Origin of the sequence: Streptomyces sp. 2-1 (assembly GCF_048564895.1) — a bacterium.
GTDB lineage: Bacteria > Actinomycetota > Actinomycetes > Streptomycetales > Streptomycetaceae > Streptomyces > Streptomyces phaeochromogenes.
Genome location: NZ_CP183383.1, coordinates 10,718,057 through 10,733,816, shown reverse-complemented (window position 1 = coordinate 10,733,816; position 15,760 = coordinate 10,718,057). Strand labels below are relative to the sequence as shown.

Genomic DNA, 15,760 nt, shown 5'->3' with positions numbered 1-15,760 from the left:
CCGTACCAAGGTGAACTGTCACCTGCTGTGCCCGCTCCCGTACAGTCCGCCTTGGCGCCGGCGCTCCGTTGCGGCCGAGCCCGGCGGTTGACCAGGAGAGGAAACATGGACACTGAAGCCGGTCCCGGCTCCCCCTCGTACGCCCCCGGAACGGGGCGGCCGGTACCCGAAGCCGAGCCCGAGCTCGTGAAGCAGTGGCATTCGGGCGGAGGTGAACTGGTCGAGCTGCTGTCCCAGGTGCGCGAACGGTTCGGCGGCGTCGCCGCGTTCCGCCTCGGGCCGGCCCCCACCGTTCTCGTCACCGACCCGCAAGCGGTCCAGCACGTACTGGCCCGGCATCCGGAGCGGTACACCAAGCGCTCCCACCGTGCCCGTGTGCTGATCGGCGACGGTGTCCTGGCGGCCACCGGCGCGGCGTGGAAGCAGCAACGCCGTCTGCTGCAGTCCCAGTTCACCGGTACCGGGATGCGCCGCTACGAACAGCGGATCACCGGTGCCGCCCGGACCACCGCCGGACGCTGGGACGAGTACGCCCGTACCGGGCAGCCCTTCGATGTCGGCCAGGAGATGCGCCGCTTCGCCCTGGACACCATCTGGCGCTCCCTCACCGGGCACCCGCTCGATGACGAGACCGAGCGCGAACTGGCCGCCGTGGAAAACGTGGGGGCCGCCCTTCCGACTCTGCCCGCCGACATCGGCGACGCCAAGGAAGCCGTGGCCGCCGATCTCGCCCGGATCGACGCGGTCGCGCGGCACGCCATCGAGGCCGCCCGCGACGGGGCGGCCGGCCCCGACGGCCCCGGCCTGCTGCACATCCTGGTGGACGCCGCCGCCGAGCACCCCGAGTACACCGACCAGCTGATCCGCGACGAACTGGTCACGCTGCTCGCGGCCGGGCACGAGACCACCGCCACCACCCTGACCTGGCTCTACCTGCTCCTCGACCGGAACCCCGCCGCCCGCGATCAAGCCCTGGCCGCCGGCGGCGAGGGTTCCCCGGAACGCCGCCAGGCCGTCCAAGCCCTGATCCACGAAACGCTCCGGCTCTACCCGTCGGCCTGGATCCTGCCCCGCCACGCCACCGAGAACGACACCCTCGCCGGGTACGCAGTCGAGGCGGGCACCGACCTCCTGGTCTGCCCGTACCTCACGCACCGCGACCCCGAACTCTGGCCGGAGCCTGACGACTTCGACCCCCAGCGCTTCATCACACCGGGCGCCCGCCCCACCCACCCGGGCGCCTACTTCCCCTTCGGCATCGGCCCCCGCGCCTGCCTAGGCCTGCAGTTCGCACTCCGCGAATCAACCGTCCTGCTCGAACACCTGCTGCCGACCCACACCCCGACCTTCTCCTCCACCCCCACAAAGGCGGTACACGGAATCACCGTCCGCCCGGACGGGCCCACTCCGGCGACCTTGGTCCCGCTACTCGCCTGAGACGGACCATCGCGCACCATGAAATTGCCGGAGGGCGGCAGAGTTCTGCCGGTCATTGGTGCCGGAAGCGGCTGTTCGTCCGTGGTCGCCCGCTGGGTACGGTGGCGTGAGCGGCCCTGGGCGGTCTGTGCGGGGGCGAGATGGTGGTGAACGGTCCGAGTGAGCACGGGGGTTGAGGATGGTCTATCTGGTCCTGGCTGCGACGGCGATCGTGTCCATCTTGACGGCCGCCGTGACCGTGCTGGTGGGCCGTCAGAGGCGCCGGATGGATTCCGGTCCGGAAGCGCGGCGCATCGAATCGGCGGCCACCAGAGGCGTGCGCGATGCTCGCCGCCAGGCTCATGCCCAGCAGCATTTCAACGACGCCGGCCCCCTCGGCGCTCTGCGTGATCGCGACTCCCTCTCGTAGGGACTCGTCGCGACTCGCAGAGATCGGGGCGACCTCAATGACCTCACAGCCCCGCCAGCCCCACCCATGACCGGATCGGTCCGCACCCGGACCCGATGTGGCCTGGTCCCGGCCCTCTCGTACGGCCCAGGCTTGGGGCATGACCCGAGCACTGATCGTCATTGATGTCCAGGAGTCCTTCCGGGCCCGTCCGCTGTGGGAGACCACCTCCGACCTGAAGATCGCCGAACAGGTGAACCGCCTGGTCCGGCTCTCGCGTCAGGCCGGGGACCTGGTCGTATGGGTGCTGCACTCCGAGCCGGGCAGCGGGGATGTCTTCGACCCTGCCCTCGGCCATGTCCGGCTCATGGAGGAACTGGAGCGGGCGGACGGGGAGCCGCTGATCCACAAGACCTCGCACAACGCGTTCACCACCACCAACCTGCAGCAACTGCTCACCGAGCGCGGAGTCCGCGAACTCACCGTCTGCGGCATCCGTACCGAGCAGTGCGTGGAGACCACGACCCGCGTCGCGAGCGACCTCGGCTACCAGGTCACCTTCGTCACCGACGCGACCGCGACCAATCCCATCCCCCACCGCGACGCTCCCGCCGACCAGAGCGTCGCCGAGCTGCTGGCCGACCCGCTCACGCTGCCCGCCGAAGAGGTCATCAGGCGCACCGAGTACGCCCTCGCCGGACGCTTCGCCACCATCGCGACCGTCGACGAGCTGGAGGCCGCAGCAGGACGTAGGGCATGATGACCGAATCGTGAGCCACATCGTCTTCTTCCTGGTGCCCGGAGTCCATCTGCTGGACCTGGCAGGACCCGCGCAGGTCTTCTCGACGGCCGCCGACTTCGGGTACCCCTACACGCTGTCCTACGTCGCCGAGAGGCCGCAGGTCTCCACCGCGCAGGGGCTGCCGCTGGTGGCGGGGCTCGACTGGCCCGAGCTCGGGCCCGAGGACCTGATCGTGGTGCCCGGCTGGCGGGCGGCGACCCTGGCCGACAGCCCAGCCATCGCTGCCGCCTCCCTCCAGGTCCTGCGGGACCACCACGCCAGGGGTGGGACGGTGGCCAGCGTCTGCGCCGGGGCCGAGGCGCTCGGCCGGGCCCGCCTGCTGGACGGCCGCCGCTGCACCACCCACCACGACGTGCAGGACGAGCTGGCCGTACGCCACCCCGCGGCAGTGGTCGTCCGCGACGTCCTGTTCACCGCCGACGACCGGGTGATCACCTCGGCGGGCATCGCCAGCGGTATCGACCTGGCCCTGCACCTGGTCGCCACCCAGCGCGGCCCGGCCGTCGCCGCACAGGTGGCCCGCGAGATGGTCGTCTACGCCCGCCGCAACGGCCACGAGCCGCAGTCCAGCGCGATGCTCCGGCACCGGTCCCACCTCGACGACACCGTGCACCGGGCCCAGGACCTCATCGACGCCCGCTTCGACCAACCGCTCCCCCTCCCCGCCCTGGCCTCGGCCGTCGGCGTGAGCGAACGGACCCTCACCCGCCTCTTCAGCCGCGCCACGGGACTCACCCCGCTGCGCTACCAGCAGGCCCTGCGCCTCGAACGGGCTCAACACCTCATCAGCCATGGCGCGACAACCGACGCCGCCGCCCGCTCGGTCGGCTTCGAGGACCCCCGCATGCTGCGCCGCCTCCGCGCCCGCGCGGCCTGACCACTCCAACGCCGTGCAACCGTGCCTCCGCAGCGGGTAATTGGACGCCGTGTGAACCGTCGCCGAGGCAGTATGCGGAACCATGAAGAGCGACGACCCCATGAGAAGCATCGAGGACGAGGAAGTCTGTCGCGTCTGCGGCTACACGGACGGTGACCTCTTCTTCGAGGACACCTGGCCGACCCACATCATCTGCAGCTGCTGCGGATGGGAGTCGGGCACGCAGGCGCTCGACCTTTCGGCCACCCGGGAGTATCGCGGCTACTGGACCGGGCAGGGCGCCGAGTGGTTCTCCCGTGGGGCACGGCCCAAGGACTGGGATCTCCTCAAGCAGTCGCGCAACATCCCCGGGGACTGGCGCTGACGACGGATTCGGCGAGCTCGCACGCCCGTCCGTCCGCCCTCCCCACACCCGCACACCCGCACACCCGCACATGGGGCATCCACTCCATGAGGCTGGGTCACTCCGTGCTGGGTGTGCCCAGACCGGCGTCGCGCGCCTTGGCAACCGCGGCGGCGCGGTGAGGGACACCTAGTTTGACCAGGATGGCTGAGACGTAGTTGCGGACGGTCTTCTCCGACAGGACCAGCCGCCGCGCTATCTCGTAGTTGCCGCATCCGGTGGCGATGTGTTCCAGGATCTGCCGTTCCCGGTCGGTGAGTTCGGGGAAGAGCTTGGCCGCGTAGTCGCGGTGGGCGCCGGTGAAGAAGGCAACGATCTTGCGGGCGACGGCTTCTCCGTAGACGGCGTCGCCCGCAGCCACCGATAGGACGGCCCGGACTATCTCCGTCCGATCGGCGCCCTTGAGGAGATAACCGCGGGCTCCGGCGCGCAGCGCGCCGAAGAGGGCCTCGTCGTCCTCGTGCATCGTCAGAACGAGGACGCCCACCCGGGGATGGCGGGCCAGCACGGCCCGGGTGGCGGCTGCGCCGTCCAGTCCGGGCATGGCCAGGTCTGTGAGGACGACATCGGGAGTGGTCCGGTCGACGACGGCGAGCAGTTCGTCGCCCCTCGCCGCCTCACCGACCACCTCGACCTCGTCACCGGCGGCAAGAGCGGCCTTGAGACCGTAGCGGAACATGGGATGGTCGTCGGCGACGACCACTCGAACTGCGGAGGGGACGGTCACAGTGCCTCCAGCGGAAGGGTGGCGGCGAGGACGGTACCGCTCGTCGTGGACTCGACGGTCAACGTGCCGGCGAGCGCCTGGGCACGACGGCGCATGGAGGACAGCCCGACGCCGACCGGAGTCCCCGCGGGAATGCCTGCGCCGTCGTCGGTGACGGTGATGTGCAGCGAGCCGTCGTGGGCGGCGAGCAGGACATGGCAACGCTGAGCTGACGCGTGGCGCACGGTGTTGGTGATCGCCTCCGTCACGATCCGGTACGCGGCGGTCTCGACCTCGGGGTGCAGCTCGGCCAGTTCAGCGACGGTCACCTCGACCGGCAGGGTGCCGGAGACGGTCTTGGCGTGGCGGCGGAGGGCTTCGGGCAGGCTCATGGCGTCGAGTGCCGTGGGGCGCAGACCGTCGATGATCCTGCGGATCTCCTGGACGGCGATGTCTACTTCTTCGCGGATGCGGGTGAGCAGCGCAGTACAGGCGGGCCGGTCGTCGGCGTTCAGGGTGTCTACGGCGGCCTGCAGACCCAGCCCCATTCCGGACAGTGAGGGGCCCAGTCCGTCGTGCAGGTCGCGCCTGAGCCGGTCGCGTTCCGCGCGGGTGGCGCCGATGACCCGGTCCCGCTCGGTCTCCAACGCCTCGGTCAGTTCAAGCGCGCGCACCAGAACGGCCACCTGTGGAGCCAACGCAGCGAGCAGCCGCATCTCGGTCTCGCCATAGGAGCCAACGGGTCCGCGGTCCGCGACCTGCAGTACGCCCACGAAGCGGCCTCCGACCTGCAGCGGGAAGGTCGGCCCCGTCTTCGGTGTGTCTCCCGTGGAGCCGATGCTCCGTCCGTCCGGCGCCGTCACCGAGGCCGCGGGTGCCCTCACGGCGTCCGTGACGGCCTGCAGGGCGGCCGGCAGCAGGTCCGACTCCCCGGCGACGGCGACCTGGTCGCCCAGTTGGGCGATGGCACGCAGTGGGTCCCTGCGCGCGCCGTACACAAAGCGATCGGCCATACGCTGCAACCGATCCCGGGCCGGTGTGAGTGACACCGCCACCAGTGCCGCGGTCAGCACCCCGGGCAACGGGCGTTCGTCCAGGGCTGATCCGACGAGGACGGTGACCGTCAGATAGACAGCGACCACCGCAGCGGTCAGTCCCCCGTAGACAAGCCCGCGCCGCAACACGATCTCGATGCCCAGCATGCGGTAGCGCAGTACACCGATCGCCACCACCACGGGAATGAGAGCAATGCATAGGGCGATCACCTGCTGAGGTAGCAGACTGAAGTAGGTGAAGGTGAGGAGAGGACCCGCGCCGCACACGAACCACACCAACTGCTGACGCTCGGGGGGCTTGGCCCGTATCAACCGGACGACGGTGCCCACCCAGATGGCGAGAATCGACACCACCAGCAGCGGAATGTGGACACCCCACAGCGCGAGTGTCAGCGCCCAGGAGGGCAGGGTGGCTGGAGGAGCGTGCCCGGGAGCGATGTCGTCGTAGGCCGCCGGGTCGAACGGCATCGTCAGGACGGGTAACAAGATCGCGACCGCCACGCCGATGACCGGCCATCGCCACCACCGGCTCGGCAAATGCCCGTTGGGATAGAGGGCGAGCACGATCGTGGGAGTGGCCAGGACGGGGGGAATCCACAACCCGGTACTTGCCGCGGCCACCCACGCCGCTCCCGGCCACCCCGGCTGTGCCGCCATGACTCCGTAGCCCCCGTAAGCGGCCAGGATCACCTGCAGGACGTTCATGGCACCGGCTCCGAGGAACAGCCAGCCCAGAATGTTGCGGGGACGCAGCGAGATCAACGCCGCGCCGGCGATCTCCCACTCCACACCCACCGCGCCGACGATCCCCACGAAGTTGGCGAAGTCCTCCAACCGCTCGGAGCGGGGAAGGGTGACGATCCAGACGGCACACCCCAGCGCCGCGGTGCTGCACAGCACCACTGTCCAGGCAACCGTTCGCGCAGCCATGCACCCAGTGTGCTGTGCCGGGTGGCCCGTCCGGTATACGCCGTGTCCCGGTCGGGACGGGAAGTCCGCCCGCCCGGTCCGGGACACGGAACACAGCGGGGATACCGGCCACCGTCCTCGGACACCGTCCACCAACTGCACGATCCCGAAGGGGAATTCGGTATGTCCTCAGCTCAGTCCACGGCCGAGGTGGCCGCCGCCGCGGCGACGATCCTCGTCGGGCTTCCGTTCCTCCAGCAGGCCACACGACAGGACGGGGAACGCGCCACCGCAGGCACCGCGGCATGGCACTCGGACAGGAACACGCCCTCCGCGGTCCGGCGTACCGATGTCGTTCCGTCGTCCACGACGGTGGCGCTGTGTGTCGTACTGGCCGCTGCCGCGTTCTGGCTGACGGATCTGCTGACCACACGGATGGGAATCGGCAGCCTGGGCTATCTGAACGGAAAAGTCCCCGACGACCCGTCCTGACGTTCAATCAACTGTCGGCTGGGGCGGTTGTTCGCGGCCCGTACACAGGACCAGTACGACGCCACGGAGGCCACACGCCTCAGGGTGCGCGCCCGCAGCCGCGCCTCGCGCACCGGTTCTCAGGCTGAGAAATGCCTCAGGCGTCCAGCGGCAGTTCGACGCTCACCGTGTTGCCCCGGCGACGGCTGACGATGCGGAAGCTGCCGTTGAGTTCCTCGGCACGGCGGCGCATGGAGACCAGTCCGATCCTTCCGTCGTTCTCCCGCTCCGGGTGCAGGCCTCGTCCGTCGTCCTGCACTTCGAGGGTGAGTACCGTGCCGAAGGACAGACGGACCAGACAGCGGGTGGCGCCGGCGTGCTTGACCACGTTGGTGAGGGCCTCGTCCACGATCCGGAAGGCCGCCGTTTCGACCGGTTCCGGGAGCGTGGGGACGTCGTCGGGCGCTTCCACCTCGATCCGCAGACGCCCGCCCGCCGCCAGTGTCAGGGCCAGCGCCCGCTCACGCAGCGCGGGCACCAGGCTGTGCAGGTCGAGGGCCGATGGCCGCAGGGCGTCGATGACGCGCCGTACCTCCTCGACCGCGCGTCCCACCTCGGAACGCAGACGGTGGACGAGTTCCTCCAAGGTCGACGAGTGACCGGTGACGGATGCCTGCACCGCCTCCAGCCCCAGTGCGACACCGGACAACGAGGGGCCCAGGCCGTCGTGCAGGTCGTTGCGGATGCGTGCCCGCTCCGCCGCGGAGGCATCCACGGCCTGCTGACGGGCGGCTCGTAACTCCTGGTTGAGACGGTCCGCGTGGACGATCAGCGCCACCGGAGCCGTCAGGGCATCGACGATCCGGGCATCGGCGGGCAGGAAGCCGTCAGGATCGGCCGGGCACAGCGCGAGGTCGGCGACGTGGGCGCCGGCCACGGTGAGCTGCCGTACGACCGGCGGCGCGGACCTCGTTCCGGTCTCGGCCAGGAGGGTGCCGTCGGCCCCGATGAGTGCCGCGTAGGGGGCGCGCACCGCGGAGGCGACCGCCGTCACGACGGTCGGCAGGACGTCGGCCAGGTCGGCGGAGACGTGACTGCCCAGTCGCTGGAAGGGGCGTAACGGATCGTTCCGCGCTCCGTAGACGAGCCGGTCGACGCCCTTCTGAAGGCGATCGCGTACGGGGGTGAGCAGCGCGGCCACCGTGGCCGCCGCCAGGACCGCGGGGGTCGGACCTGTCGGCACGGCGACGGTGACCACGGCGGTGACTCCGGCGTACGTGCACAGGACCACAGCGGTGAGGCCGCCGTACAACAGCGTCCGCCGCAGGACGAGTTCGATGCCCAGCAGCCGGTACCACAGCACGCCCACCGTCACCGCGAACGAGACAAGGCCCAGGGCGAACGGAAAGAGCCGGCCCCACGCGGGTACGAACGACACGGCGAGCAGCAGCCCCAACGGGACGAGAAGCCACAGCAGTTGCTGACGCTCCGGTGTCGGGGCACGGCGCACGCGCGCACAGGCGCCGCCCAGCACCAGGACCGTCGCACCGGCCACCAGCAGCGCACCGCCGAGTGTCAGCCCTGTCGTCCATGGGTGCGGCAGTTCGACCGCGGGTCCCGCGCCCCGGTAGTACTCCGCGGGCGGCTGGGCCGCCGTGGCCAGGCCCAGGGTGGCCGACAGCGCGCCGATGCCGATGGCCCGCGTCACCCAGCGCCACCCGGCGGCCGGCAGCCGCCCCTGCGGATAGAAGACCACCAGGACGACCAGCAGGGACAGCGCCGGCACCCACAGAGAGCTGCCCAGGGAGTAGGCCAGGCCTCCTCCAGACAGCTGCTCCTCGGGTCTGGCCCGCGCGCGTACCGCGTACACGGAGGTGGCGTCCTGGGCCGTTCCGAGCACCGGCACCGCGAGCAGCAACCAGCCGATCGGATTGCGAGGCCGTGCGGTGATCAGTACGACACTCGCCGGAATTGCCAGTGTGACGCCGACCAATTGGGCGTACGGCACCGGCTGTTCGCCCGCTTCCGCCGGGAACCGCAGCCCGCGGCCGAGGTGGACCGTCAGCGCGGCGGCTGCCAGGGCAGCTCCGGCCAGTGCACATCCTGTGCGACGCAGTACGGCGTCGGAGGGGCGCGGTGGAGAGGGCACGGCCCCAGTGTCTGGGACGCGCGAGCCGTCTGTCAGCCGGCCGTGCTGACCGGACGTCATGACCAGGGGGAAAGGTCTGGAGGCGGGATCAGGATGGGAGTGTCCGGGCAACCGATCTCACCCCAGTAGGCGCAGCCGCTCGACGGCGGATCGGTCCAGACGTCTGGCTCTGGGACGTCCGGCGGGTCCGGGACCTCGGTGTAGCCGCCGCCCGGCTCCTCACCGACCGGCTCCTCACCGACAGGTCCCTCGGTGCCCGGCGCTTCGTCTTCCGGCTCGTCCTCTTCCGGCACCTCGATGTTCGGCTCCTGGCAGTCCGTCGTGCTGGAGCAGTAGACGATGTCCGGCAGCGGCTGCGGGTCGTCGGCGCCCTCACTACTCTCACCGCAGGCGGAGACGAGGAAGATCAGCAGTGACGCCGCGCCGGCGACGGCGAGCGGTTGGGCTTTCGCGGACACGGTGGCTCCCGGTGGTTGCAGAGGGTCGATCGCCCCGGACTCGTCCCGCGGCACCGGAAAACTGTGCGACGCCGGGCCGTCCGGGCACCTGATGCACCCGTCCCGACCGCCTCGGGCCATCCTCCTGGATCCGTTGGGACCGCTGCCTCTGCGTGCCGTCCGCCGGACGGCGCATCCTCGTTCTCACGGTGGAGCACCGAGCCGCATCGGGGGTGGGCTCGGTGCTCCGCCCGCCGGCAGAAGACGCCGGAGGAACGGCGAATGAGGTGCCCTGTGCGCACAGCCGTGTGGCCGATCGCGCTGTCCGGCACGGGGGCGGTGACGCTCGCAGGCTGGGTAGCGGCCCAGCCCCATGCCGACCGGGCGTCGGCGGGCCCGCTTCACGTGGCCGCCGCCGTCGGCGGAAGCCTGGCATGGGTACTGATCGGGGCAGTACTCATCACACTGCACCCGCACAACGTGCTGGGGTGGTGTTCCTGGCCCTGGGCACGTTCGCGAGCGTGGCAGGTCGGGCTCGCCGCCTACGGTGGGTACGGAGTTGTCGTGTCGCAGCCGTTGTGGCCGGGGGCCGACCTGACCCTGGCGGCAGGACGCTGCCCTTCTCTCCGGTCTCCTGACCGTACTTCTGATGGGTGTGTGCCTGCCCTTGACGGCGCTTGCGGCGCTCGCGATCTGGGTGGGTGCCCTCAGGCGGCTGATGCGCGCCGCTTCGCCCGAGCGCCGGCAACTCGCCTGGTTCGTCTGCGCCGCAGGGCAGCTGTCGGCTGACACCTGAGTCGACGCACCCTTGCCCGTCGTCGCCGTGTGCTTCTGTCCGGTGCCTGTCGTGGTGGCGGTGGGGGTGTTGCGTTACCGGCTGCTCGCCATCACAGCCCTGCTGAGCCGCGGGCTCGTGTACGGGCCGTTGACGGCTCTGGTGATCGCCGTCCACCTGGTGGCGGGCGACACGATCGGTGCGGTCACGGGCCCGAGTTCGCTGCCCGGAGTCGTTGCCGCCGCTGTCGTGGCCGCCGGACTCGCCCCGGCCCGCGAACGCTTGCGGCGGACCGTGGACCGGTGGTTCCTCGGCTCCGGCGACGATTCCGCTGCGCGCGCTCACCGGCCGCGGCGACCGATCGGCCGACGCGGACGAACACGATCTCCTGCGCACCTTGGGCACCATGACGGTCGCCGACCAAATTTCGGGCGAACCGCAGGATCGCGACGACACGCGTCTGCTGCGAGCGATTGCCCAGCAAATCGCCGGTGTCGTACGGGCCCACGAACTCCCCGCAACCGTCGCGGCGCAGCGCGACCACGTCGTCGATGCCACCCGGACCGAATGCGATCGGATACGCGAAGACCTTCGCAACGAACTCGGCCCGTCCGTCGCCGGCACGGGACTCGGACTGCAAGCCGCGCTCGACGGCCTGGCCCGCGGCCACGCCGAGGCCGTCGGCTCCCTGCCGGCCCGCACTCTCGACGAAGTCACTGCCGCGGTTGGTGAGATCCGGCGCATGATCGATAGCCTGCAGAGCAAGGGCCACGGCTGATGTGTGTTCCCGGCGTGCGTGATGCCCTCGGCGTCGGGTGTCGAGGGCATCACCGGTGAAGCGGGTGGTGGCTGCCGGAAGCAGTCACGGCACCGAGTCAGCCGAATTGCCAGCTCTGGCTCTGGGTGCCTGTTGCGCCGCAGTCGAACTGAACGATCCCGGCCTTGTTGGCCAGGCTCGAGTTGGCGACGGTCAGGCACTTGCCGCTGTGGCGTGCTGCCAGTCGAGTGCCGACGCCGTCCGAGTCGGGCTGACGAGCCCACTGCTGGCTGAACTCCGCGTTGCAGCCGTTCTGGACCACCACCGCGTTGTTGTTCGCGCTTCGGCCCCGAACGTCCAGGCACTTGCGGCTGTTCTCGTTGATGACTCGGAAGAAGCCGTTGCCCTGGGACTCCAGGGTCCACAGCTGGTTGCCGTTGCCGTTGCACAGGTACTGCTCGATGCCTTGGTTGTTGGAATTGCTGTTCTGCGGTACGTCCAGGCATTTGACGCTGCGACTGTTGATCACGAGGGTGTACACCGCCTGGGTCTGTGCGGGGGCGGCACTGGCACCGGCGCCCGAGAGCGCGACCAGGCTCAAGCCGAATGCCGCGGCGAGGGCCATGCGACCGACTGACTTCTTTTCCGTATGGATCATGTTCACTGCCACTGGATCATCCTCCGGCTGTGAGAAGTGGGTGTGGATCGGGGCGGCAGAGCAGGAATGAGATCGGGATCTGCCCGGCCTCACGCTTCGCAGAAGCTCTTGGGGTCGCCGGCGTCGGCGGTGCAGGTGTAGGTGTTGACGCCCTGTCGAGGGAGTCGTTGCCGAGGATGTTGTCCAGGCCGTTGAGGGTGTCGTTCCCGGGGGCCGGCGATGAGGGTGTCGGAGCCGACGCCGCCGATGCTCTGGACGAGGTCGCCCTAGAGCGTGTCGTTGACCGCCCCGCCGTAAAGGACGTTGGTGTTGCCCTGGGTAGAGCCGCCGTTGATGGTGTCGCCGCCCGACTCCCCGTCTGTTGTGTCTTCGTTGTGTCTTCCGCACCGGCGTTGCCATTACTGAGAGTGCCGGTGGCTGAGTGGGATGGCGTGAGTAGTCGGTACTCAACAGCCGCTGGAGATACGCGCGTTGCCGCGCGAGCAACTCAACTCCGAGCTCGACCGAGCGCGGCGGAAGCGGGGGCGGGCGCTACGGTCCACAACGGGCGGTCGGGCGTCATCGACTACGACAGGCGGGGCTGATGATCCGCTCGTACGCCGGGTGATGGTGTCCTCAGGGTCCTGGCCAGTTCGCGCCGGGTGGTGACGCCGAGTTTGGCGTACGCGCGGTGGAGGTGGTTGTCGACGGTGCGTACCGACAGGGTGAGGGCGTCGGCGATGTCCTTGCTGGCGTTGCCGAGCGCGGCGAGCAGGGCTATCTCGCGTTCGCGGTCGGTGAGCGGAGCGGTGGACTGGGCGGTGGTCAGCAGTGGTGTGCGGGCGCCTTCGCAGCGGGCCGGGGCCGTGGCGGCCCGGTGGGCGGCTGCCGAGGCGCGGCGAGTCTGGTGTGCCCGGCGCCAGGCGGCCGCGGCGGCGGTGGCCGCCTCGGCGGCGAGCAGCTCCGCGCCGACGGCCTGGCACGCGTCGGCGGCACGGAGGAGCTGGTCGGGGTCGTCGGCGGCCAGCGCTGCGGCCAGTTGGGCGCGGGCCAGGGCGAGTGCCCCGTCGCATCTCTGCGCGAGTGTGGTGAGCCGGTCCGTGACCTCCTTCGCTCCCCCGAGACGGGCCACATCGGTCAACAGCAGTGCCTCGCCCGTGAGGTGGCCGGTCGAGCGGGCGGCAAGGGCGGCGGCGGTGAGCACGGCCCGCGCCCGACCCAGGTGCCCGCGAGCGGCCAACAGCCATGCCTCACCCAGGCGTTCCTCCCCCGCGGACAGCAGGCCCGGCGCCAGCGGCGGCAGGGTGCGGTGTTCGGCCAGCGACGCCTCGGCCGCGTCCAGGTCGCCCAGCACGGCCGCACATGCGGCGAGGCCGCCGAGCACCGGGCGCAGGGCCATGGCGTGGTCGAAGGAGCGGGCCAGGGCGGCGGCCTCGGCCCACCAGCGGCGTGCGGTCGCCGGCCTGCCGGCCAGCCACTCCGTACGGCCGAGGAAGACCGCCAGCCAGACCCGTACGACGGAATCGGCGGCGACCAGTTCGGCGTAGGTGCGCTCGCCCTCGCGGCGGGCTTCGTCCGGGAGGCCGGCTTCGGTGAGCGCGAGGACGAGCGGGATGCGCTGGACGGCGGGATGGGAGACGAGGGCGTGTTCGTCGACCTTCCGGTGGCCGGCGTGGGCGCGCTCCGCCCAGGTCGCGGCCTCGCCGGTGCGGCCCACCAGTGCCAGCGCGAAGGGCTTCATCCAGGCGCCTCGCAGCCAGACGTCGACGTCGGGGGCGTCACCGACGTCGGTCTCCACGTCATCCAGCAGGGCCAGCCCCTCGGCCGGCAGGCCGGCGGCGATCCGCATGAAGCCCTCATTGATCCTCAGCTTGCGGCGGCCCTCGGCGCTGGTGATCCGGTTCAGGGCCGCGTCGTTGACCGCGAGTGCCTCGCTGAGGGGGGCGTTGCTCCACAGCAGGTTCAGCGTGCGGACCAGCGCGACCGCCAGTTTGTCCTGCTCGCCGATGGCCACGGCGTCGGCTTGGGCGATCGCCGTCTCGGCCTGCTCCCAGCGGCCCATCTCGAAGAAGGCGTGGCCGAGCATCAGTCCGGTGGCTGTGGTGCGGTGCTTCTCGGGCAGGGCCTCCAGGAGAGCGACGATCTGGGGGTAGTCGTGCGCGTGGCGGGACAGTACGGCGGCCTGCGTGAGAAGCGTGGGGTCGGCGGTGCCGGTGGCGGCCAGCCGCCAGGTGGCGATGCGCAGCAGGTCGCCGCGGCGGCGGGCACCGCGGGCCTCGACGCGTGCGGCCTGGTCCAGGAGCAGGGTCCGGCGGCGCAGGACCGGGAGACCGGCCCGCAGTACCTCGCCGTACAGCGGATGGGCCAGGGACACGGTGGTGCGCCGTCGGTCCTGGGTGATGCGGATCAGTCCGGCCTGTTCCAAGGCGGCCATCACCTGCGGCGGGGCCAGGTCTTCGGCATCGGCCAGGGGTAACGGCTCGCACAGCGCGAGCAGTTCGAGTACAGGGCATCCGGCCGAGTCGGCGGTGGCGAGGCGACCGCCGATCACTTCGGTCAGTCGTACGGTGGCCGGAAGTCGCCCCTCGGCCAGGTGCCAGATCTCCCCGTCCTCGGTCAGGTCCCCGGCGGTCAGGGCGCCCAGGACCAGTTCACGCAGGTACAGCACGTTGCCGCCGCTGGCGGCCGACAGCTCGTGCAGACTGCGCCGCGCGACGGCTCCGCCGAGGGCGGCCTGGAGCAACTCCTCGATCTGCCCGGGGCCCAGCACGGTCAGGTCGACCCGGCGCACCGCGTCTCCGCCCCGCAGCGCCGTGACTGCCTTCCCGTACGACTCACCGCTGCGGACGGTGCCGATCAGCAGGAGCACGCCGGTGTCCATCAGTTGCCGCAGCAGCACCGCCGAGGCCGAGTCCAGCAGGTGCATGTCGTCGACCAGCAGCACCCACCGTCGCCGCCCCGGCCCGGCGGCCAGCCGCTCGGCGACCGCGGCGAACCCGGCCACCGGGTCCGACAGATCAACCCCCGCGGGCAGCAGATGCGCGATCGCACCCAGCGGCACGGCACCCGCCGCGGCGCTCGCGGTGGCCCGCCCCACCCGGAAACCCGCCGCCGAGGCCCGGCCGAGACACTCCTCGGCCAGCCGGGACTTGCCCACCCCGGCCGACCCGCCCACCACGAACCCCCGGCACTCCCGGTCCGCCAGCGCCGCGGCGAAGGAGTCCAGCTCCTGCTCGCGGCCCACCAACGGCCAACGCCCCACCCGATCCCGTACCACGGCTCCCCCTGACAGGGCAGGGCACGGCACGCGAACACCCGTGACGGGCACCCCCGGACGCACTCCACCCACTCAGCACGTGCACGATTCGCCTGACGCCGAGTGAGTCTAGGAACGCGCAACGGAGCGGACCAACCGGCTCTCCGGCAGTTCTCGTACTACGCTCGCGCGGTCACCCGCCCTCGGGCAGGTGACCGCCGGACAGCGGACGGCTACTCCGGCTGTGTCACGGTCAGCGCCCACCGAATGGACTCCGCGGAAGCGTCGACAGCCACGGAGAAGGATCCTGGACGAACGACACCGGGCTCCATGGTCACCGAGCCCACCCCGGCGGCCCCCGCCGGACAATCGACCGAGAACGCGGCAACCTCCGTCTGCTGCGACTCCATCGTCACCCGCACGCTGCCGCCGCCCTCGCAGGCCACGGTGAGGACGGTCGGCAGCTCCTCCCACGCGCCGCCCGACACGACGCCGCCGTCTCCCACGCGTTCCTCCACCCATACCAGGCCCTCCGGACCGGGGTGGGGCAACAGGACATCGGCCGACGCGGCGGCAGGGCCCGCCACCACACCCGTGAGCCCTAACGCAGCCAGCGCCGTAGCGGCCAGAGCTTTCCTCGCCCGTCTCATGTTCACTCCTACTTGATTGGTCATGGACACCACAGTCTGTCCCGGCGTCCG

At 70.9% G+C, this 15,760-nt stretch carries 14 protein-coding genes; 7 read left to right on the top strand and 7 right to left on the bottom strand.

The window, feature by feature from the left end; translation table 11 throughout:
• The first annotated feature begins 105 nt into the window (after positions 1-105).
• The 5 genes from ACN20J_RS46890 to ACN20J_RS46870 all read left to right on the top strand — a co-directional run bounded on the left by ACN20J_RS46890 (position 106) and on the right by ACN20J_RS46870 (position 3,868).
• Positions 106-1,437 carry a cytochrome P450 gene (locus ACN20J_RS46890; RefSeq protein ID WP_419668454.1) on the top strand — a complete coding sequence of 444 codons (1,332 nt, stop codon included), beginning with the start codon at positions 106-108 and terminating at the stop codon, positions 1,435-1,437.
• A 178-nt stretch (positions 1,438-1,615) separates the two neighbouring features.
• Complete coding sequence (locus ACN20J_RS46885; protein ID WP_361887099.1) at positions 1,616-1,846, top strand: hypothetical protein; 231 nt, start codon at positions 1,616-1,618, stop codon at positions 1,844-1,846.
• 139 nt (positions 1,847-1,985) lie between these two features.
• On the top strand, positions 1,986-2,585 hold the full coding sequence (locus ACN20J_RS46880) for an isochorismatase family protein (RefSeq protein ID WP_189842878.1): 600 nt from the start codon (positions 1,986-1,988) through the stop codon (positions 2,583-2,585).
• A gap of 10 nt (positions 2,586-2,595) precedes the next feature.
• A complete protein-coding gene (locus ACN20J_RS46875) occupies positions 2,596-3,504 on the top strand; it encodes a GlxA family transcriptional regulator (protein ID WP_189842879.1) in 909 nt (302 codons plus the stop codon).
• 100 nt (positions 3,505-3,604) lie between these two features.
• Positions 3,605-3,868 (top strand): hypothetical protein, encoded by a 264-nt coding sequence (locus tag ACN20J_RS46870; RefSeq protein WP_189842880.1) that lies wholly within the window; start codon positions 3,605-3,607, stop codon positions 3,866-3,868.
• 97 nt (positions 3,869-3,965) lie between these two features.
• Here the strand turns inward: ACN20J_RS46870 and ACN20J_RS46865 are convergent, their stop codons facing one another.
• Positions 3,966-4,634 (bottom strand): response regulator transcription factor, encoded by a 669-nt coding sequence (locus ACN20J_RS46865; RefSeq protein WP_189842881.1) that lies wholly within the window; start codon positions 4,632-4,634, stop codon positions 3,966-3,968.
• The gene (locus ACN20J_RS46860) at positions 4,631-6,598 is read right to left on the bottom strand and encodes a sensor histidine kinase (protein ID WP_419668453.1); all 1,968 of its coding nucleotides are present in this window, start codon (positions 6,596-6,598) and stop codon (positions 4,631-4,633) included. The genes ACN20J_RS46865 and ACN20J_RS46860 overlap by 4 nt, the downstream gene beginning before the upstream one ends.
• A 162-nt stretch (positions 6,599-6,760) precedes the next feature.
• Between ACN20J_RS46860 and ACN20J_RS46855 the strand changes: the two genes are divergently transcribed.
• The gene (locus tag ACN20J_RS46855) at positions 6,761-7,069 is read left to right on the top strand and encodes a hypothetical protein (protein WP_419668452.1); all 309 of its coding nucleotides are present in this window, start codon (positions 6,761-6,763) and stop codon (positions 7,067-7,069) included.
• Positions 7,070-7,205: 136 nt separating this feature from the next.
• Here ACN20J_RS46855 and ACN20J_RS46850 read toward each other — a convergent pair whose 3' ends face one another.
• Together ACN20J_RS46850 and ACN20J_RS46845 are read right to left on the bottom strand one after the other, a co-directional pair.
• A complete protein-coding gene (locus ACN20J_RS46850; RefSeq protein ID WP_189842884.1) occupies positions 7,206-9,197 on the bottom strand; it encodes a sensor histidine kinase in 1,992 nt (663 codons plus the stop codon).
• A gap of 56 nt (positions 9,198-9,253) precedes the next feature.
• Positions 9,254-9,655 (bottom strand): hypothetical protein, encoded by a 402-nt coding sequence (locus ACN20J_RS46845; protein ID WP_189842885.1) that lies wholly within the window; start codon positions 9,653-9,655, stop codon positions 9,254-9,256.
• Between the two features lie 1,160 nt (positions 9,656-10,815).
• On the opposite strand from ACN20J_RS46845, the gene ACN20J_RS46840 reads away from it, so the two are divergent.
• Positions 10,816-11,187, top strand: a complete 372-nt coding sequence (locus ACN20J_RS46840) for a hypothetical protein (RefSeq protein ID WP_419668451.1) — start codon at positions 10,816-10,818, stop codon at positions 11,185-11,187.
• 97 nt (positions 11,188-11,284) lie between these two features.
• Here the strand turns inward: ACN20J_RS46840 and ACN20J_RS46835 are convergent, their stop codons facing one another.
• The 3 genes from ACN20J_RS46835 to ACN20J_RS46825 form a co-directional block, all read right to left on the bottom strand.
• Positions 11,285-11,836 (bottom strand): RICIN domain-containing protein, encoded by a 552-nt coding sequence (locus tag ACN20J_RS46835; protein WP_189842887.1) that lies wholly within the window; start codon positions 11,834-11,836, stop codon positions 11,285-11,287.
• A 553-nt stretch (positions 11,837-12,389) separates the two neighbouring features.
• The gene (locus tag ACN20J_RS46830; RefSeq protein ID WP_419668450.1) at positions 12,390-15,080 is read right to left on the bottom strand and encodes a LuxR C-terminal-related transcriptional regulator; all 2,691 of its coding nucleotides are present in this window, start codon (positions 15,078-15,080) and stop codon (positions 12,390-12,392) included.
• A gap of 212 nt (positions 15,081-15,292) precedes the next feature.
• Positions 15,293-15,709, bottom strand: coding sequence for a hypothetical protein (locus tag ACN20J_RS46825; protein WP_419668449.1), 417 nt, complete (start codon positions 15,707-15,709; stop codon positions 15,293-15,295).
• Between the last annotated feature and the right edge of the window lie 51 nt (positions 15,710-15,760).